This window comes from Variovorax sp. GW821-FHT09D04, from assembly GCF_059416405.1.
This window is the reverse complement of the sequence record NZ_JBWKPA010000001.1, coordinates 488,331-509,120: the sequence shown is the minus strand read 5'-3', so window position 1 is coordinate 509,120 and position 20,790 is coordinate 488,331. Positions and strand designations below refer to the sequence as shown.

General features: G+C 72.4%; 10 protein-coding genes. 6 read left to right on the top strand and 4 right to left on the bottom strand.

What is annotated here, in order from left to right; all coding sequences use genetic code 11:
• Positions 1–16: 16 nt before the first annotated feature.
• From AC07O4_RS02270 to AC07O4_RS02255, 4 genes are all read right to left on the bottom strand, one after another.
• Positions 17–12,529, bottom strand: a complete 12,513-nt coding sequence (locus AC07O4_RS02270; RefSeq protein ID WP_495303642.1) for a filamentous hemagglutinin family protein — start codon at positions 12,527–12,529, stop codon at positions 17–19.
• A gap of 140 nt (positions 12,530–12,669) precedes the next feature.
• Positions 12,670–13,680, bottom strand: coding sequence for a FecR family protein (locus tag AC07O4_RS02265; RefSeq protein ID WP_495303641.1), 1,011 nt, complete (start codon positions 13,678–13,680; stop codon positions 12,670–12,672).
• Positions 13,681–13,839: 159 nt separating this feature from the next.
• Positions 13,840–14,394: an RNA polymerase sigma factor gene (locus AC07O4_RS02260; RefSeq protein WP_495303640.1), complete on the bottom strand. Its 555-nt coding sequence runs from the start codon at positions 14,392–14,394 to the stop codon at positions 13,840–13,842.
• Positions 14,395–14,401: 7 nt separating this feature from the next.
• The gene (locus AC07O4_RS02255; protein ID WP_495303639.1) at positions 14,402–15,070 is read right to left on the bottom strand and encodes an STN domain-containing protein; all 669 of its coding nucleotides are present in this window, start codon (positions 15,068–15,070) and stop codon (positions 14,402–14,404) included.
• A 191-nt stretch (positions 15,071–15,261) separates the two neighbouring features.
• Between AC07O4_RS02255 and alkB the strand changes: the two genes are divergently transcribed.
• From alkB to AC07O4_RS02225, 6 genes are all read left to right on the top strand, one after another.
• Positions 15,262–15,918, top strand: a complete 657-nt coding sequence (alkB, locus tag AC07O4_RS02250; RefSeq protein WP_495303638.1) for a DNA oxidative demethylase AlkB — start codon at positions 15,262–15,264, stop codon at positions 15,916–15,918.
• Between the two features lie 7 nt (positions 15,919–15,925).
• On the top strand, positions 15,926–17,743 hold the full coding sequence (locus AC07O4_RS02245) for an ABC transporter ATP-binding protein (RefSeq protein ID WP_495303637.1): 1,818 nt from the start codon (positions 15,926–15,928) through the stop codon (positions 17,741–17,743).
• A 165-nt stretch (positions 17,744–17,908) separates the two neighbouring features.
• Entirely contained in the window at positions 17,909–19,591 is a 1,683-nt protein-coding gene (locus AC07O4_RS02240; protein ID WP_495303636.1) for an alpha/beta hydrolase, read from the top strand.
• A gap of 31 nt (positions 19,592–19,622) precedes the next feature.
• Complete coding sequence (locus tag AC07O4_RS02235) at positions 19,623–19,958, top strand: YnfA family protein (protein ID WP_495303635.1); 336 nt, start codon at positions 19,623–19,625, stop codon at positions 19,956–19,958.
• 14 nt (positions 19,959–19,972) lie between these two features.
• Positions 19,973–20,350, top strand: a complete 378-nt coding sequence (locus tag AC07O4_RS02230; protein WP_159278294.1) for a YkvA family protein — start codon at positions 19,973–19,975, stop codon at positions 20,348–20,350.
• A gap of 42 nt (positions 20,351–20,392) precedes the next feature.
• Complete coding sequence (locus tag AC07O4_RS02225) at positions 20,393–20,788, top strand: VOC family protein (protein WP_495303634.1); 396 nt, start codon at positions 20,393–20,395, stop codon at positions 20,786–20,788.
• Positions 20,789–20,790 lie beyond the last annotated feature (2 nt).

Sequence of the window (20,790 nt, the reverse complement as noted above, 5' to 3'; positions counted from 1 at the left end):
CTGCCGCCCTTCCCTCTCACTGCCCCAGCAGACGCCGCTCCTGCGCCGTGAGCTTCGTCTTCTGCGCGTCGCCCAGCGGCCCGCGCCCCAGCACCTGCACCGGGCTGTGCGCGTCGTAGCCCACCGGGCGCGCCGTGGCGCGGCCCGCATCGGCCGGCGCGGCGGCGCCGTCGGCGGCCTCGTTGCCGAAGCCCAGCACGCGCACCGAGAACACCGACGGCAGCGCCTGGCGCGCCGCCGCGCGTTCGCGCTGCATCGCCTCCTGCGCCGCGCCCACGGCCTGCGAGGCCGCCGCGCTGGCGTTGGTGAGCGCGCCTACGTTCACCGAAGCCACCACCGGCAGGCCGGCCGACTCGCCCTTGACCTGGATGTTGGCCGCGTTCACCACCTGCAGGGCCGCGAGGTTCACGTTGCCCGACACGCGGATGCCCGCCTCGCCCGCGTCGATGGTGCCCAGCGGCGCGATCAGGTCCATGTCGCCCGCCGGCACTTCGGCGATGGGCGCCAGCGTGGCCAGGCCCGCGCCCGAGCTGGGCACCTGCGACGACAGCTTCACGTTGCCGATGTTGTCGTACACGCGCTTGGGCGGCGTGTAGACCAGCGTGGTCTTGGAACCCCGGCCGGCGTTGATGTCGCCCTGCTCCGACCAGGCCAGCACGTCGCCGCCGAAGGTGGTCATCACGCGCGACAGGCCCAGCAGCAGGCTGCCTTCGCTGAACAGCTGGATGTGGCCCATGCCCTGCGTGATCACGCCCGCGCTGCCCGGCGGCACCGCGCCCTGCACGCCCACCACGATCTGCCCGCCCGGCGCGAGCATCTGGATGTCGCCGCCGAAGTCCGTGTGCACGCCCGAAGGGCCGTACAGGATGATGTCGCCGGTGCGCACGATCTCCTGGCCCGCCGCGTCGAGGTCGGGGAACAGCGTGGCGATCATGCCGCGCCCGCGCAGGTAGCTGCCGTAGCGCGGGCCGTCCACGTCGTTGTACTCGCGGCCCCCGGCGCGCAGCTCGGCGAAGTACACGCCGCGCAGGAACACGCGCTGCTGCTCGGGCGCCAGCGCCTTGAAGTACGCGAGCGCGCTGCCCGGGTCCTTCGCGTCGGCGCTGGTGGCCACGAAGCCGTAGCGTTCCTTGAGCCATGCGGCCAGCTCGACGTCGTAAGTCTTCACCACGCGGCCCGGCTGGCTCGCCAGCGACTGGCCAGGGCCCGACTCGGCGCGCTTCGAGGGGTCGAGGTAGCGGTCGGCGATGGCCGAGAAGTCCGGCCCGCCCACGCCCATCGGGCCCATGCCGGCCATCATCGCGATGCTCGCGCCGGGGCGCGTGTCGCCCTCGGCCAATGCGCCGCGGCTGATTACGCTGGCGCGGTCGTCCTGCGTGATGTGGCGGCCGGCCGACACCTCCAGCGTGCCGGGGCCCGCCACCTGCAGGTTCGCGTACAGGATGTCGCGCCCGGCCTGCACCAGCGACACGTCGCGCGGGTCGTTGTTCACGATCAGCGCCTCGGTGCCGACGATGTCGCGCCCGGCGCGGATGCGCGCCGGCGCGGCCGAGCGGTACCAGGTCTCGGGCGCGGGTTCGCCGCTGGCCTGCACCTTGCGCGCCGTGCCGCTGGCCAGGCCCAGGATGTCGCCGCGCACGGCGTAGAACAGCGAGGGCGGCGCATCGGCCGGGTGCAGCGCGCGGGGGCCCAGCGTGTCCGGTCCGAAGGCGAACAGCGGGTGGTTGTCGACCACCCCGTAGTTCGGCACGCCGGGCGATCCGACCATCGAGCCCTCCGGGCTGGTGTTGTAGACCACCGGCCGCTGGAAGCGGTCATAGCCCACGAAGGCGGGCGCCCAGGGCGTGGGCAGCGGCGTGACCGCGCCCGACATCCCCACCGGATAGCCGCCGCCGAACAGCGAGTTGCCCGCCAGGAACTCGAGCGCGCCTGAGGGCGACGGCGCGAGCACCAGCGCACGGCCGGGCGCCTGCGTGGCGGGCGTGGCCGAGAAGCCGTAGTACAGGCTGCCCGAGGCCGCCGTCGCGCGCAGGATCGACGGGTAGACCGTGACGTTGTCGCTCATGTTGATGCTGCCCAGGTACCGGCCGGCGGCCTCCCGGTTCGCCAGGTCGGTGCCGGGCGTGAGGTTGCCGCCCGCGCTGAACAGATTGATCGCGGTGCGCTCGGTCCACAGCGTGAACCAGCCCTGGCCGATGCCGTACTCGGTGCCGCCCAGCCTGAACGCCGAGCTGTTCGGCACCCGCGCGCGGCCCGCGTCGGCCACGCTGGTGAGCACCAGGTCGCCCGGCGTGTCCAGGTACATCGCCGAATCGCCCGGCACGAGCACGATGCCGGCATTGCCGACGCCGATGGTCGGGGTGAAGGGGTCGATGGGGCGCGTGTCCTTCACATCGCCCTCCTGGCCCGGCAGCGAGAACGCGTACTTGCGGTAGCGCACCTCGACGCCGCCGATGGCGGAGGCCGACACGGTGGCCGCGCCGCGCAGGTTGACCAGGGCGCCGTTGAGGTCCTGGTACTGCGTATTGGTGCCAGAGCTGCCGTACTGCGCCGCGGCCAGGTTCGGATTGACCACGCCGCCGATGCGCAGCTGCAGGTCGCCGCCGCCGGTGAGCGTCAGTTGCCCGTTCGCGTCGACGCGACCCGTGCTGCCGACCGCCGCCACGATGGCCTCGCTGCGCTGCCAGACCTGGCCGTTGCCCAGCCGCGTGGTGAGGCCCGCGTCGCCGCCCGCGCGCAGCGTGAGGTTGCCGCCGCCCAGCGTGCCCATGCCGGTGAAGCCCACCAGGAAGGGCTCGGGGCTGCTGTCGGTGCTGAACTGCGCACCGGCCGGCAGCGCGTAGGCGCCGAAGTTGATCCACCACGAGGTCGCGATGCGGTCGCTGCCGGCCAGGGCCGTGCCCGAGCCCTGGCGCCACAGCCAGTTGCCCACCGCGGCGCTCGGCGCCTGTCCGCGGTCGCCCGAGAAGTGGCCCCAGACGTCGCCGACGACATTGCCGCCCACCGTGATGTCGAGGTTGCCGCCCTGCTCGGGGTACCAGGCCTGGTAGGCCGCGAGCGCGGCGCTGTAGTCCGCCGTCTGCGGGCCGACCACCGAGCCGCCGACGGCCTTGCCGCGTGCGAGGTTGAAGGGGTCCAGGCCGTTGGCGTCGAGCAGCGGCGCCGAGCGCGTGCCGGCCGTGTAGACGCCGAACGGCGACTCCATGACGAAGTTGCCGGCCGCCGCCAGGCCCAGGTCGCCGGTGCCGGTGCGCAGCACGCTGAACATCGGCGACAGCGGCGTGTACTTGGTGACGTCCTTGACGGGGTTGATGACCGTCGTGCAGATGCCCGGCCCCCACTCGCAGATCGTGACGTATTCGGGCAGCACCGGCGTGCCCTCGACGAAGCTCGGGTCCCAGTCGTCGCCGTTGGGGCCCCAGAAGTAGGAAAGGCGCGCCGGGTCGACCACGCAGGTGCCCTCACCGCCCCAGTCGCAGTAGCCCGCCTCGAAATCCAGCGGGTCCATCGGCGTTCCCTCGTCGTGGCCCCACATGGGCCCGTTCGGACCCCACAGGAAGCCGCTGCCGCCCGGCGTGAGCTTGACGTTGTACATCGCGTGGCTGTCGGCCAGGATGAGCGCGCCGTGCTTGGCCGGATCGACCGCGCGGCGGTCGGCCGAGTCCAGGTCGGCGCCGGCCGTGAGCTGCAGGCTCCAGCTCGTCGCGCCCTGCCCCAGCATCGGCGCCACGGCCCAGTTGCGGCCCTGCACGCCGTCGACTTCGGGCCGCAGGTTGACGGCCGCGTCGTTCGGCAGCTGCACATCGGTCAGCGACGGAATCACCGCACCGCGCGCCAGCGCGATGGTGCCGTCGGCCTTCATCGCGACCGGCAGGCGCACGCCCTTGGGCCACACCATCGCCTGCACGCTGGCCTCGGCGCGCAGCGCGGTGCCCGCGCCCAGCTTCATGCCGCTGTCCAGCACCACGGCCTCGCCCAGCACCGTGCCGGCCTTCAGGCGCACGCTGCCGTCGGCGTTGTAGACGTTGGCACGCAGCACCGTGCCGGCGGGCAGCGTGTAGGCCGCGCCCAGCGTCACGGTCACCGGCAGCACCGTGCCGGCCGGCAGCGCCATGGCTTCGGCTGGCACGTCGTAGTTGAGCAGCGCGTCCTTCGGGAACACGGTGCCCTTGTCGAGCACCACGCCGTCGATCGGCACGACGATGTCGCCGCCGTCGGGCGTGAACGGCGTGCCGAACTTCGTGCGCTGCTCGGTCAGGTACCAGCCCTTGTCGTCGGGCGTGGCCGGCGGCGGCGCGAAGCCGTCGTTGATGCTGCCGTACACGTTGAGGTTGCCGCCCGCGCGGATCACCAGCACGCCGGGCTCGCCGAAGCCGCGGCGCGCCGGGTCGGTGCGGTTCGCGCCCGGGCCGTAGCGGTAGCCCGAGAGGTCGATGTCGCCGACCACGCTGAGGTCGCCCTCGCTGGTGCTGCTGACGATTTCCACGCCGGGGCGCAGGTGGTAGCTGCCCAGGCCCGCCAGGCGCGCCGACAGCGAGGTGTTGGCCAGCGCCTTGTCGATGAAGGCGCTGCTGTGGCCGTCGATCTCGTCGAGGTACTTCTGCGTGATGAGCTGCGGCACGTGGCCCGTGACGTCGGGCGCGTCGGCCAGCGGTGCGTCGCTGTAGGTGCGGAAGGCGTTGACCGCGATGCTCTTCGCGCCCTGGATGGTGGGCGTGCCGGCGACATTCACCGCCACATCGTTGTCGCCGCGCCGCGGCGCGTTCAGTGCGAGCGTGCCGCGCGCGATGCCGTCGTTGCCCTGCGCCGCGCTCACGGCCGTGCCCGCGCGCAGGTCGATGGCCGCGCCGCCGCCCAGGGTCAGCGTGCCGTGCGTGCTCGTGAGGTCGACGATGGCCCGGTTCGGGCTGTCGATGATCTTGCCGTAGCTGTCCACGCGCAGGCCGGTGGCGTGCGCGTCGAGCGTTCCGTTCACCGTGAGGTCGCCCTTGGCCGCGAGGCGGATCGCGCCCACCTGGAAGCCGCTGGCGTCGATGCGGCCGTTCACCGTGAGGCTGCCGCCGTCGAGCGTGACCTCGACCACGCGCGCCTTCACTTCGTCGCCGATGGCGAGGTCGCCCTGCTTGATCTGGAAGCGGCGCGCGCCGGTCACGCCGCCTTCGTTCAGGCGCGTGTTCAGGCCCGCGAAGTCGGCCACGGTCTGGCCGCGCAGGCTGATCTCGGCTGCGTCGTAGGGCACGATGGTGCCGCCCGCGTCGTACGTGCCGCTCGCGGTGCCGAGGATGCGTCCGCCCAGGTCGATGCGCCCCGCGCCGGCGCCCAGCGCCGTCGCCTGCAGCGTGCCGCCGCGGTTGTGCGTGGCCGACAGGTCGATCACCGAACCCGCCGCCTGCGCGATGTTGCCGGCCGTGCTCGTCACCTCCAGGTCGCCGCCGCGGCTGTAGCGCGTCTGCTCGAAGAACTTCACGGCGCGGCCCGCGAGGTCGATGCGCGACGCGGCGCCCAGCGTCACGTCGCCGCTGGCCGTGAGCTGCAGCTTGCCCGAGGGCAGGCCCACCGTGCCGTCGATGGTGATGTTGCGGCCGGTGAGCGCCAGCTGCGCGCCCAGCGCCGCATCGCCGGCCGGCTGCGCGCCGCCTGCGGGTGCGCTGACGACGATGTCGCCGCCTGCCGTGATGCGGTTGTTCGAGCCGGCCTCGCCGGTGAGCAGCGGGGTGCGCAGGTTCAGCTGGCCGCCCGTGTGGTCGTAGCCCTTGCCCGTCACGAACTCGCCCTGCTGGTGGTACACGCCCAGCGTGCCCTTGCCGTTGGCGGTGATGCGCTCGCTCGCGTTCAGGTTGACCGTGCCGAAGCCCAGCGCGAGCCGGTCCGCCGAGTAGCCCGCGTCGGGTTGCGTGTTGGGCGCGTGGCCCAGCACGATGCGCGCGGCCGACACGTCGAGCGTGCCGTGGCCCAGCAGGCTGCCGATGGCGCCGCCCGGTGCGTTCCCGCCGGGAAAGATCTCGTCGTTGCCGGGCGGGCGCGGCGTGAGGCCGGTCCAGATGAATTCGCCGGTCGTGATCTTCGCGGTGTCGCCCGCGCCGCCGTAGCCGTAGATGGCGGGCGTGCCCAGCACCAGCCGCTCGATCGACGACACGCCGGTGGCGGGGTCGAGCGTGTCCAGCGACACCGCGCCGTAGATGTTCACCGACTCGCGCGCGTTCAGCACCAGCGTCTCGACCGCGGGCACGCCTTCGCCCTTGTTGCCGGCCAGCAGGTTCGCCAGGATGACCTGGTTCATCGACAGGCCCGACGGCAGCTGGCCGTTGGCCGCCGCCTGCTGCAGCGCCGCGTCGCTGCCCAGGTTGACCGAGGACACCGCCAGCAGCAGGTTCTTTGCGCCGTAGCGCACGTTGTCGGCCATCGTGAACGAGCGGTTGGTGGCCACGGCCAGCGTGCCCTCGCCGTACAGCGTGGTGTGGCCGGTGCAGGCGCCGCTGGGGCACGCGCCGATCTGGACCGTGGCGGGTATCCCTCCGGCGACGGGCGGCAGCAGGTTGATCCAGCCGTTCGACAGGCCCAGCACCCCACCCAGGCCCGCCGAGAACACCACGCCGTCGGTGGAATCGTAGGCCGGCGCACCGGCGCCCAGCGTGTTCAGCGATGCGCCCTGCTCCACCTGGATGCCGTCGCCGTAGCCGCCGGCCACGAGGAAGATTTCGGCGCCGCGCAAGGTCGCGCCGCTGCGCACGACGACATGGCCGGTGTTCGACTTGAAGGTCGCGTAGTTGTCGGCATACGGCAGGTCGATCTGGCCGCCCAGGATCATCCGTGGCGCGCCGAAGGCGTTGAGCTGGTCGGCCTGCAGCGACGCGCCCGTGAACCCGGCCGTGCGCTGCGCACCCGGTGCCGTCACCTCGATGGCGATGCCCTTCGCCGACAGCGTGCCGCCGAAGCCCGCGCTGCCGGCCGCCGGGTTGAACAGCGCCTGGCCGTCGAACTGCAGCATCCACACGCCGTCCTTCGGCTTGGAATAGAAGTAGTCCAGCAGCAGGTTGCGGGCGTCGGCCGCGATCTCGCCGCGCACGCCGCCGCGGCGTGCCGCGTCGGCCACCACGAAGGCGTCGTAGCCCATCTCGTTGTAGCTGGCGTGCTGCTTCACCAGCGCCGCAGGCGTGACGACCAGCTGGCTGGCCAGCGACGACTTCACCGCCGTGTTCGCCACGCCGAGGTAGCCGCTCGCCATGTACGAGCCGTAGCCCGCCGGCAGCGGCGTCGCGGGCAGCGCGCTTTGCGCCCCCACTTCCACGCGGAAGGCACCGGGCAGCAGCGCGTAGGTCGAAGGCAGCAGCGTGTAGGTGCCGGCCTTGAGCCCGCCCACGTCGTGATCGAGCGTGACCTGCCGGCCGATGACCGGCTCGCCCGCGCCCATGTCGGGCGACACCGGCGCGTAGCCGCCCTGGAAGCCCGGCACGATGGCGTACACGCCGTTGCCCGCCTTGCTGAAGGTGTTGGCCGGGTTGGCATTGGCCAGCGGCGTGCGCAGCACGTCCACCGAACCGCCACGCCCGCTCACGAAGCCCGCGCCCGTGAGCTCGCCGCCGCCCGACAGGTCGAGCAGCGCGCCCTGGTGCCCGACCACGCTGTCGCCCGTGAGCAGGATGCCGCTGCTGCCGATGGCGCGCTTGTCGATGGGCGCGCCCGCGACGCTGTAGCCGATGCCGTCGGTCGTGCCGCCGTAGGGCATGAGCAGCCCTGCGCCGCTGACCGAGGTGATGCTGCCCGGCAGCAGGTCGACCACGGTGGCGCGCGCCTCGAAGGTGCTGCGCCCGTCCTGCCCCACGATGAGGTTGCCCAGCGGCGCGCGCACGATGCCGCCCTGGCGCACCGTGCCGCCGCCGAGCGCGAGCGTGCCGAATGCCGACTGCGGCATCGCCACGTCGCCCTCGACCTGGCGGCGGATGTCCAGCACGCGGCCCTCGTCGTAGCCCGCGCGGATCTGCGCGTTGGCGCCGGTGGCGGGATAGATCTGCGCGGCGGTGAGCGTGAGGTCGCCCAGCGTCGCCAGCTCGGTCGTGGTCGCGCCGAGCAGGCCGAGCGTGGGCGTGCCGCCCAGCAGGCGCAGGTCGCCGCGGCTGGTCATGTGCACGGCGTCGAAGCCGCGGCGGTCCACCACCTGCGCGGGGCCGGTCTTCATGGCGATCTCGCCGTGCGCGCCGAAGCCCACGCGGTCGCGGATGTCGATCAGGTCGGCCTCGGCCGTGAAGGTGGCCTCGCTCGTGCGGGTCGATGCGCCGTGGCGCCAGGTGGTGGTGTAGATCACCTCGTTGTCCTGCTTGGGCGCACCGGTCACGCCGGCCAGCCGCAGGTAGGACGAGGCGAGCCGCACGCTCGAATCGGTGGGCGCGCTATCGGCCAGCGCGAAGCTGCCGGCGTACAGGCGCAGGCTCTGCGCGGTCGTGAGGTCGACGTGGCCGTCGAAGCTCAGCAGGCCGTTGACCAGCAGCGAGAGGTTGCCGAAGCCGCCGTCGCGCACCTGGTCCGCGCTCAGGCGCCCCTTGCCGTAGGCCAGCGCCGCATCGGCATGGCCCGGCTTGAGGGTGGCCGGCAATCCGCTGGGCTGCTGCACCTGCGAGATCACCAGCTCGCGCGCCTGCCGCACGGCGTCGTCGACGGTGTAGATCTTCGAGAACACCGGCGCTTCGAGCGCCACCGCGAGCGTGCCGCCCGCCGCATTCGCGCCGCCCGCGTGGGCACGCAGCGTGCCGTCCAGGTACAGGCTGTGCGCCGACTTGAGCACGATGCTGCCGCCGTCGCTGGCCACGTCGAGTTCGCGCCACAGGCCGCCCACGGCCGGCACGTCGATGCGCGCGTGGCTGCCCGAGGCATCGAGCAGCGCGCCGGGGCGGATGACGATCGCCACGTCGGGCGCGTTCGCCGCGCCCTTGGCTTCCCAGTCGAGCGCGCCGCCGATGGAGATGGTGCCGCCGTTGCGCACGCTGCCGTAGCGGCGGCCGTCGTCGTCGATGCCGGTCTGCGCGCGCGCCGCCACGTCGAGCACCGCGCCCTCGCCGATCCACACCGAGCGGTTGTGCGGCTGCAACGACGTGCTCAGCGGCGAGTTGAAAGCCGGCGCCTCGATGTCGATGGCGATGCGCCCGCCCCAGGCGTTGAGCCGGCCATCGACCACGAAGCTGCTCAGGCCGCCGCCGAGCAGCTGGATCGAGCGGCCCGGATCGACGGTCACCACCGCGCCCGCGCCGATGGCGAGGTTACCGCCTTCGGTGATGCGGCGCTGCGAACGCAGCACGAGGTCGGCGCCCTGGCGCTGCACGGCCTGGCGGTTCACCGTGTCCTGCTGCAGCAGCGGCGGCGTCCACAGTGGCAAAGCGATGCCGCCTTCATGGTCGGCACCGGCCCCGGGCGCAATGCGGTAGACCGGCATGAGCACGTCGAGCTGCGCACCCGGCGCGACCGTGAGGCCCGCATGGCCGTTGAAGTCGTAGGTGGAAAAGCCCGACTGCAGGCGCGACGCGTCGAGCACGAGCTGCGTCGCGTCCGACAGCGCCGGGTCGGGGCCGATGAGCAGCGCGTGGCCCGTTTCGATCTTCAGCGTGCCGCCGCCGTTCACGCCATGGCCGCGGATCTCGCCGCCGAGCGACAGGCGCCCCTTCGCATCGGTGGGCGACGCGGCCGAGTCGGCCACCAGCGTCACGTTGCCGCCCTTGCCGCCCTTCTGCTTGCCCTTGGCCAGCAGCGCCGCGCCCGACGACACGTCGATCAGGCTGCCCTGCCCGATCGTCACGCCGTGCGTCGATTCGAGGCGCACCGTGCCGCCGTCGATGACCGCGAGCGTGGCCGAGTCTTCAGGCGCCGTGCCGATGTCGACGCGGCGTCCACGCAGATCGAGCGTGACGCCGTCGCGCACGGTGAGCGACGAATCGGCGTCCTTCGCCAGCACGCGCGGCTGGGCGCCCGCCACCGGCGACATGAAGACATTGCCGGCCTCCAGCGCGCCGCCGCGCACCGTGACGTCGGCGCCGATGTCGATGAACGCGCCGAGCAGGGCCATGCGCCCGCCGTCGGCCAGCGTGAGCGCCTTCTCGACGTTGATGCTGCCGCGCGTGCCGATGTCGAGCACCGACAGGCGCTGCGCATTCAGGTGCGCCGCGTCGAGCCACAGCGTGCCGATGCGCTCGTCGGCCAGCGCGTCGGCCGCGGCCATCTGCTGCGTGACCGGTGCCACGTCGCCGAAGCGCACGTCGGTGTCGAACAGGTCGATGCGGCCCAGTGCGCCGTAGCGCCCCACCGCCAGCACGCCGCCGCGCGCCACCGCCGTCTGCGACTGGCGGTAACCGTCGTCCAGCGCGGCGTCGCGGGCGCGCGTCTGCTGCGCGCCGTTGAACACCTCGGCCACGATGTCGCCTTCGAGCACCGCCGTGGGCGCGCTCACCACCAGCCGGCCGGCGTCACGCCCGACGGTGTAGCCGTTCTCCAGCTTGCGCTGCGGCCCGATCAGCGGGTTGTAGAAATAGTCGGTGTTCGCCTTGCCCCAGCGCACGTGCTCGGCCTCGAAGCCCTTGTAGACGCCGTCGTACAGCAGGTCCGACGGCGCGCTGTTCAGGTTGTACAGCCGCCCGTCACTGCCCTTGAGCCAGGTCTGGTAGATCTTGCCGGTCTGCACGTTGAGCGAACCGCCCGACAGGTTGACCGTCGAGCCCGCCTGCGTGACCACCTCGCTGCCGCCCAGCACCACCGTGCCGCCCTGCGCGGCCCATTCGCCGATGCCGTGGCCCTGGTTGCCCAGGTAGCCGCCAACCTCCAGCAGGCCGCCCGCCGCGTACCAACGCTCGCCCTCGTAGCCGCCCACGCCGGGCGCCACGCGCACGAGCTTGCGCCGGTCGATCCACACGTCGTTGTTGAAGAGCTTGCCGCTCTCGCGGTTGCGCGGGGCGTCGCGCATCTCGTTGCCCTGCACGTTGACCTTGACGTTGTTCGATTCCATCGTCACGTTCACGCCCACCGCGCCCGACACATCGAGGCGCGCCTTGTCGGCCACGAAGCTGCGGCGCGTGGCGCTGGCCGCGATCTGCCCGCCGGTGGCCAGCGTGAGCGACTCGCCCTCGAAGCGGATGTCGCCGCCCGAGACGATCTCGATGCGCGACTGGTCGCGCCGGTCCGACAGCCGCGAGAGGTTGTCGAAGAGCGCGGGCGGCACGAGCGCGCGGGCGGCGTCCTGCACGGCCGATTCCTTGATGAGCGCGTCGCGCTGGCTGTCGAGCGCGCTGGCCTTGCCGTCGTCCTCGATCAGCACGGCCGTGACCGCGCCCTTGCCGACGGCCACGTTGCCGCGCGTGTCGGCCGCCGAGTTCAGCAGGTGCACCGTGCCGCGCACGGCGACGGTGGAGGTGGCCAGCGCCACGCCGTCCTGGCGCACGTCGCGGCCGGCCAGCGTGATGTCGCCTTCGCGCGCCACGATGAGGCCGGTGTTGCGCACCGTGCCCGCCGTGCTGTCGGCCGCGAACTGCGGCGCGATCTCGTTGCCGCGCGTGGTCGAGAAAGCGTTGGCCTCGGTGCCCATGCCCTTGCGGATCACGAAGCTGTCACCCGCCGCGAGCTGCGCCTGGCCCTTGCGCGCGGCGATCTCGCCGGCATTGGCCACCTCCTTGCCCAGCAGCAGCACGTAGCCGCCGCCCTGCGTGACGGAGCCGGGCTCCTTGGTGGTCAGCCGTGCGCCGGCCTGCACCTCGACCTTGCCCTGGTCTTCCTTGCGCGTGGTGAAGCTCGGCGCGGTGTCGTTCGAGTAGATGCCGCGCGCCTTGAACTGGTCGTCGCCGATGTGGGCGGCGGCGGCCACGAGGTTGCGCGTGTCGGTCTGGCTGGTGCCGCTGAACACGATGCCGTTGCGGTTGGCGATGAGCACCGTGCCGTCGGCCTTGATCTGGCCCTGGATCTGCGAGGGCCGCGCCTTCGGGTCGTTCACGCGGTTGAGCACGGCCCAGTCGGCCTGCTGCTTGAAATCGACCGTGGTGTTGCGCCCGACGTTGAAGGTCTCCCAGTTCAGGATGGCCTTGTCTGCCGTCTGCTCCACGGTGACGACGGTGCGGCCGTCGACCTGCTTCTGCGAATCGCGGTTCAGCGCGCGGGCGTTGAGCCAGCCGGCGCTGAGCGAGTTCGTGTCGACCTTCAGGCCGCCGTCGGCCAGGCCGTCGGGCACCGAGGGCTCGTTCAGCGCGGCGGCGCGTGCGGCAGCCTGCGCGGCCTGCTGCGCGGCGATCGCCTGCGCCGCGAGGCCTAGGTTGCCGAGCGACTGGCGCAGCTGCTCGTTGGCCTTCTGCTGCTGCGCCAGCGGGTTCGTCAGCATCGAGGCCGGCGTGCCGTTGGGCAGGTAGCCCGTCGCGGCGGCGGTGCCCTGCGCCACGTTCTTCTGCGCCATCCATGCGGCGCTGAAGGCGCGCTGCGCCTGTGCATTGCCCGCCAGGCCCGCCATGGCCAGCGCGAGGGCGGCGGCGTGCGCGACCGGCGCGCGGCGGAATGTCTTGTTGCTCATGTCATACCCCAGAGAAAAACCGTTCTGGAGAAGAGACCGGGCTCACCGGATGCGACCGACACGCGCGCTGCAAAAGTTCGGGAGAATTTGCGAACGCGGACGCGGCACTGTTTTTTTCACAGCCGCGTCACACTGCGCGGCTATCCGAGCAGCACGATGCCGGCAGGCAGGCTGGTGAGCTTCGCGCCGTAGCTCACGGCGATCAGCGTCTCGACATGCGGCAACTCGTCCAGCCGCAGCCGCGCCTGCACCTTGCGCCGGCCGAGTTCGGCGCGCGTAACGATGAGGCGGCCCGGGCGGTAGCGATTGATCTCGTCGACCACGGCCGCCAGCGGCGTGTCGTCGAACACCAGCACGCGCTCGCGCCAGGCGGCCACCGCCGCGAGGTCGGACGCGCGCGCCACCTCGGCCTCGCGCCGGCCGCCGTAGCGGATCTGCTGCGCCTCGCCCGCCACCAGCACGCGCTCGCCGTCGCGCAGCTCGACCGAGCCCGCGAAGCAGGTCACGCACACCTCGCCACCGGTGGCGCGCACGTTGAAGCGGCTGGCCGCCGCGGCCACGAGGCGCGCGCCGCCCACCGTCATGGTGAAGGGCGCGCGGCGCGCCGCGTCGAGCTGCACCTGCGCCTCGCCGCCGAGCATGTCGAGCACGGGCGGCTCGCCCTCGGCGCCGCGCGCGAGGTTGAGGCTGGTCTGCGTGTTCATCTCGACCACCGCCGCCGCATCGGCCAGCACCACGCGGCGCTGCTCGCCGGTGCCGGTGCGGTAGTCGGCCGTCATGTCGGACAGCGCGGGCCACAGGCCGGCCGGCGGGCGCACCACCACGAAGGCGGCGGCCCCGGCCGCGAGCGCGGCGCCGAGGAACTGGCGGCGGCCGAACATCGGCGGGCGCGACATGGCGATGGCCGCGCGCGGCGGTGTGTCCATCGCGGGCATGCGTTGTGCCACCGCTTCGGCAGCGGGCCGGGTCAGGTCCCACAGGCGCGTCGCCTCGGCCATGGCCTGCGCGTGCTGCGGGCTGCGGGCGCACCAGCGGCGGAAATCCTGCGCGTCGCCGGTGGTGGCGCGGCCGGAGGTCAGGCGCACGAGCCAGTCGTGCGCCTGCGTTTCCAGCGCGGCGCGTTCGCGATCGGTCGGGGTGGGAGCGGCCATCATGTCTTTAGAAGGTGTGAATGGATCCGCCGTGGCCGAGCAGCCCGTCCAGGCACGTCCCATCAAGGCGCAAAGCGCAGCCATAGCCAGGGCTATGGCGAGCATTTGCAACGCGGAGGGGGCGTGTCTGGGCGGGATGAGCGGGCATGGCGGGTTCGTTCACACCTTCTCTGACTGTTTTCCCGCGCCGGGACCGAACCGCTGGATCACATCGCGCCCCAAACGACCCGCGCAATGCACCAGCGCGGCCTTCACTTCGCGCTCGACGATGCGCACCGACACGCCGTAGCGCCGCGCCAGGTCGGCATGCGGCGTCTCGTCCACGCGCGAGGCGATGAAGATGTCGCGGCGGCGGCGCGGCAGCTCCTCGAGCGCGCGCTCCAGCGCCTGCACCTCGCTGCGCGCCTCCGAGAGGCGGGCCGGGTCGTGGCTGTCGTCCGAAAAATGCAGCAGCTCCTCGACCTCCACGAAGTCGAGCAGGCGCCTGTGGGAAATGCGCCGGTCTTCCGCCACGTTCGACGCGATGCGCAGCAGGTAGGCCATGGGGCTTTGCACCGGGCCGGGGTCGCTCATGCGCTGCACGCGCAGCCAGGTCTCGTGCAGCACGTCGTCGGCCTGCTCTTCCGAGCCCAGGCGGCGGCGCAGGCGGTTGCGGAAGTCGATGTAGCGGCTGGTCAGCAGACTTCGCAGGAAGCCGGGGGTGTCCTGTTCCACGGCGTGCTCAGGGAGAAACCGCTGTGTCGCAGACGTCGGGACGGTCGCCGGTGCGCGGCAGCAGCAGCACGGTCAGCGGCTGGTCGGCCTCGCCTTCGGGCGGGCGCTCGAGCACCAGCGTGTTCATCGCGGCTTCGAGCGCGGCGTCGCGCTGCGCCAAACCGGTGGAACTGAGCAGCCGCGTGCGCCGCACATGGCCGCCGGGCCCGACCCACAGCTGCACGAGCGCGCGGTAGGTGCCGGGGCGCGCGTGCGGCCAGTGGCACAGCGTGCGCTCCAGCGCCTGCTGCACCACGCGCGCGTCGCGCGGGGACATGGCGGGAACGGCGGGCGCGGCCGGCGCCGTCGCAACCACGGGCGGCGGCGCCTCGGCCTCGACCAGCGTGAAGGTGCGCGCGTCGGTGTGGCGCGCGGCCAGCCGCGTGCCGGCCAGCAGGCGCTGCAGCGCCTCGCGCGGGGTGAACAGGCCGTGCAACGCGGCGGATTCGAGGCCGGCGGTGAGCTGCCCGTCGAAGAACACGGACTGCCCCGTCGCCTGCGCGTAGACCTGCACGGCGGTGGCCAGCGGCTGGGCCGGCAGGTCGAAGGCGATGCGCCCCGCCGCATCGGGCGAAGGCGCATGTTCGCCGGCATGCGACACGGCCGCGAGGGACAGAATTCCGAGGATCAGGGTCAAGACACACACCCACCGTGACCGAGCAACGCGAGACATGCCGGGTCCTGTGACGAAGGAGGAATCGCAGGCGCCGGGCCGGTGCCGCGTACTGCTTTGGTGCTCGGAATGCTAGTGACGCTTTGTGACAGCTTGAATGCATCGCAGCCACCGCCACGGTCCGAAGCGCCCCTGCCGCTGGCGACAATGCCCCCATGACGTTCGACCTCTTCGACGCCCCGCCGCGCGCCGCGCGCGAGCCGATCGGCCCGGCCGCCTTCGTGTTGCCGGGCTTTGCGCTGCCGCGCGCCGAGGCGCTGCTCGACGCCATCGACGACGTGGCGGCACGCGCGCCGTTCCGCCACCTGGTCACGCCGGGCGGCTTCACCATGTCGGTCGCGCTCACCAACTGCGGCGCGCTCGGCTGGACCAGCGACCGGCGCGGCTACCGCTACAGCGCGGTCGACCCCGACAGCGGCGTGCCCTGGCCCGCGATGCCCGAGGCCTTTGCGCAGCTCGCGCGCGACGCGGCGGCGCTGGCCGGCTTCGACGGCTTTGCGCCCGACGCCTGCCTGGTCAACCGCTACCAGCCGGGCAGCCGGCTCTCGCTGCACCAGGACCGCGACGAGCGCGACCACGGCGCGCCGATCGTGTCGGTGTCGCTGGGCATGCCGGCGGTGTTCCAGTTCGGCGGGCTCGCGCGCGGCGACAAGACCGTGCGCATTCCGCTGGTGCACGGCGACGTGGTGGCGTGGGGCGGCGTGGACCGGCTGCGCTTTCATGGCGTGCTGCCGCTCAAGGACGCACCGCATCCGCTGCAGGCGCGGCTCGGCGCGCAGCGCATCAACCTCACCTTCCGCAAGGCGGGCTGATGCGCGCATGACGAGTTCGACCACCTCCTCCACCGAATCCCCTGGCCGCGCCATCCGCGCGCTCTACGCCGCGCTATGGCACTTCGCGGCCGGCGCGCGTGCGCAGCTGCTGGCCGCCACCGCGCTGCTCGCGAGCTCGCAGCTGATCCGCCTCACGCTGCCCTACCTCGCCGGCCAGGCCATCAACGCGCTGCAACGCGGCGACCTGCCCGCGGCGGGCCGCTGGATCGCCACGCTCGCGGCCGTGTATGTCGGCGCGTGGGCGCTGCACGGACCGGGCCGCATCCTCGAGCGCAACGTGGGCCTGAAGGTGCGCGAGACGCTGGCCGACCAGCTCTATGCGCGCATCGCCGCCGCGCCGCTCGCCTGGCACGACAGCCACCACTCGGGCGAGCTGCAGCACCGCGTGCACCAGGCCAGCCGCGCGCTCGCCGACTTCGCGCAGAACCAGTTCATCTGGCTCACCAACGCCGTCAACTTCGTCGGGCCGCTGGTGGCACTGGCGCTGCTGTCGCGCACCAGCGGCGTGACGGCGCTCGCGGGCTATGTGCTGATCGGCGTGGTGATCGTGCGCATCGACCGCGCGCTCATGAAGCTCGCACGCGCCGAGAACGACGCCGACCGGCGCTACGTGGCCGCGCTGCTCGACTTCCTGGGCAATGCCTCCACGGTGATCGGCCTGCGGCTGCAGGGCGCGTCGCGCCTGTTGCTGCGCCGTCGCATGGCGGCCGTGTCGCTGCCGCTGAAGCGCACCGTGGTGCTCAACGAGGGCAAGTGGTTCGCGGTCGACCTGATGGGGCTGGCGCTGACCTGGGGCCTGGTCGTCATCTATGTGTGGCAGGCGCGCGCGCCGGGCCAGACCGTGATGCTGGGCGCGGTGTTCATGATCTACCAGTACGCGCAGCAGGCGGCGGGCGTGGTCACCTCGGTGGCGGCCAACTTCAGTTTCTTTGCGCGCATGCACACCGACTACAGCAGCGCCGAACCGATCTGGCACGCGCCGACGAGTGCCACGCTCGAGGCCCCGCCCGAGGAAGTGCCGGCGCACGAACGCATCGACGTGCAGGCGCCGTGGACGCAGTTGCAGGTCGCGCAACTGCAATGGCGCTATGCCCCGCGCGGCGCCGTCGCCGACGATCCGGCCGCGCCCGCGCGCAGCGGCCTGCACGATGTGGCGCTCTCGCTGCGCCGGGGCCAGCGCGTGGCGCTCGTGGGCCCCAGCGGCGGTGGCAAGAGCACGCTGCTGCGCGTGCTGGCCGGCCTGTATGCGCCGCACGGCGGCACGCTCTCGCTCGACAGCGCGCCCACCGACTGGCCCCGGCTGCGCCAGCTCGCCACGCTGATCCCGCAGGAGACCGAGCTGTTCGAGGCCAGCGTGCGCGAGAACCTGGCCTTCGGGCGTCCCTGCGACGACGAGCGCCTGCGCGCCGCGCTGCACACCAGCACCTTCGACGAGGTGCTGCAGGCCACGCACGGCGACCTCGACAGCGCGATCTCGGAACGCGGCTTCAACCTGTCGGGCGGCCAACGCCAGCGGCTGTGCCTGGCGCGCGGCGTGCTCGCGGCCGAAGGCAGTTCGCTGCTGCTGCTCGACGAGCCGACCAGCGCGCTCGACGCCGCCACCGAGGCGCGCGTGCTGGGGCGCATTGCAGCGGCGTTCCCGCAGGCCTGCGTGATCGCGTCGGTGCACCGGCTGAGCCTGCTCGAGCGCTTCGACACCGTGATCCTCATGGAAGCCGGCCATGTGCGCGACCACGGCCCGCGCGACGAGGTGATGGCGCGCCAGCCGATGCTTCGGGAGGCCGCGTCCGGTCACAAGCAGTAGGAACCCTCCTGCGCCAGAACGCGGCGTTCACACCCGCCGCGCTGGCATGCCTTCTGCAACAGTATCGGCATCCATTTGTTCACGCTTGGCCCTGCGCGATCCCTTTTTGCGCGCCGCCTGCGCTCCAATCACATGGTTCTTCATTCCGCGAGCGTTTCCCGCCCCATGCGTTCTTCCCGCGCCACCCTTCCGCTCGCCCTGCTCGGTGCCCTGCTGGGCCTGTCCGCCTGCACCACCGGCACCACCGCCGAACAGCGCCAGGCCGCCGCCAGCAAGCCGCCGCCCACCGACTGCATGGCCTGGGTCGGCGCCGACCGCAACGCGCGGGTGGGCGGCTACCTGCTGCCGCAGGCCGGCACCGCGGTGAACGCCGGCGGTCCGCGCGTGTGCGTGCCGGTGCTCATGAGCGCCTACCCCGTGCCCACCAACTATGCAGGCGGCGACTACTACGTGGGCGCGTTCACCGACGACCAGCTCAAGGCGCGCTGGCGCACCTGCAAGGCCGAACCGGCCTGCTTCGATCGCGTGAACGCGCAGATGCAGCGCTGGCTGCCGCCCAACAAGGCGCGCGCCACGCGCGTGACGGGCGCGGTCGATCCGGCCGGGCGCATCGATGCCGACAGCCCGAACGTCGACCTCAGGCAGATCCGCCGCCCCGCCTTCTTCGCGAAGGCGCCCTACCGCGAAGGCATTGCCGAGGCCGACGCGCGCACCCACATCGTCGAGTTCACCGTGCCGCGCGACACCTTCGAGCGGCTCGACCTGAAGCTCACCGACCCGATCAAGCTGCGCGGCTGGTACCTCGAAGGCGCGGGCGTGGACGACGGGCGCGGCCGCAAGGTGCGCGCCCTCGCGGTCATGGCGGCGGGCGGCGGCGGACAGCTCACGGCCCTCCAGCACCCGGACGAGGTGGCCTACCGCATCGAGGGCGCCAGCGGCAAGGCCGTGCCGGTGTCCTTCCCCAACGGCACCACCGAGGCCATGGGGCAGCGCTGGTGGCGCGAGAACCTGCATGCGCTGAACCAGGCCGGCTTCGACGTGCTGGCCTACGACCGGCGCGGCGAAGGCCTGTCGGGCGGCGTGAGCGACACCAACACGCTGGAGCAAGGCGAGGACGTGTTCCGCGTGCTCGCCCAGCTCGAACACGGCCAGGGCCTGCGGCTGCTCACGCCCTCGGGCCAATTGCTCGAAGGCAATGCCGCGCGCGGCCGGCTGCTGGCGGGCCAGAAGGCCAGCGAGATTCCGCTGGTGCTGGGCGGCTACTCGCGCGGCTCCATGTCGACCGCCTGGGCCCTGACGCGCAACTACGTGGCCGCCTGCAGCTTCGACATGCCCGTGCCCAACTGCACGCCGGCGCGCGGCTGGCGCAACATCCGCGGGGCCATCCTGCTGTCGTCGTTCGCCAGCGGCGCGGGCTACCTGCCCGATGCGCCCGACCTGGCCGACCGCAACCTGTTTTTGGGCGGCATGGCGGCGGAGCACCACATCCTGTTCTATCCGAACTCCGCCACGCTCGCGGGCATGGACCGCTGGCCCGCGGCCTTCTTCGGCAAGGGCCTGTGGGACCGCGCCGAATCGCTCGAAGGCACCGTGGCCGCCTACAACCGCATCCGCGGCGTGAAGGAGATCGTGCTGTCGCGCGGGCCGCACGCCATCGAGACCTGGCCCGAATCCGAGCGCCGCTACCTGCGCGAGCGCATGGTGGCCTACGCCAAGGTGGTGATCGTCGGCGGGCGCACGGTGCCGGGCGCGCGGCCATGGAAGGACTTCAAGTCGCTGGTCGCCACCACGCCCGATGTGTGGGAGCCGTCGTCGCGCCCGGGCACGGGCCCAGGCCGACAGCCCTGATACCCCGCAGCGGGCCGCCACAATGGCGGCCATGGACCTGCTCAAGACCCTCGGCCTCTTCGTCGCGACCGCGCTCGCGGAAATCGTCGGCTGCTACCTGCCCTACCTGTGGCTCAAGCAAGGCCAGTCGGCCTGGCTGCTGCTGCCCGCCGCGCTGAGCCTGGCGCTCTTCGCGTGGCTGCTCTCGCTGCACCCGACGGCTGCCGGCCGCGTGTATGCGGCCTACGGCGGGGTCTACATCGGCGTGGCCATCCTGTGGCTGTGGGCCGTGGACAAGGTGACGCCGTCCACCAGCGACTGGGTCGGCGTGGCCGTGTGCTTCGTCGGCATGGGCATCATCATGTTCGGGCCGCGCAGCGCGGCTTGAGGCGCGTGGCCGCGATGAACCTGCGCGACTGGGCGCGCCGCATCAAGCGCGACGCCGTCACCCTCTGGTTCGCCTGCCGCGACCCCGCCACGCCATGGCTTCCGAAGGCGCTGTGCTGGTTCACCGTGGCCTACGCGCTCAGCCCCATCGACCTGATTCCCGACTTCATTCCCGTGCTCGGCTACCTCGACGACGTGCTGCTGCTGCCCGCGCTGATCTGGCTCGCGGTGCGCCTGCTGCCGCCCGAGGTCATCGTGCGCGGCCGCGCGCGGGCCGAGGAATGGATGGCGCGCACGGGCAGCAAGCCGACGAGCAAAACCGGCATGGCCCTGGTCATCGGCATCTGGGTGCTGGTGGCGGCCGGATTGGCCTGGTGGCTCTGGCCGCGCTGACGACAATCCGCTGGAAGTTCATCCTCTTTACAAGGAGCCGACGTGTTCTCTCATGTCTTCTTCAGCGTCTCCGATTTCGACCGCGCGCTGGCCTTCTACGACGCGGTGATGGACGGCCTCGGCCTGGAGCGCCGCTTCTGCGAGCCGGAGAAACCCTGGGCGGGCTGGCACAGCGCGGGGCGCGCACGGCCCTTCTTCGTGATCTGCAAGCCCCACGACGGACGGCCGCACGATGCGGGCAACGGCCAGATGGCGGCGTTCACCGCCAGGACGCGGGCGATGGTCGACGCGGTGCATCGCATCGCGCTCGCGCACGGCGGCACCTGCGAAGGCCCGCCGGGTCTGCGCACGCACTACCACCCCGACTACTACGGCGCGTACTTCCGCGACCCGGACGGCAACAAGCTGTGCGTCGTGTGCCACGACGCGGCGGGCTGAGC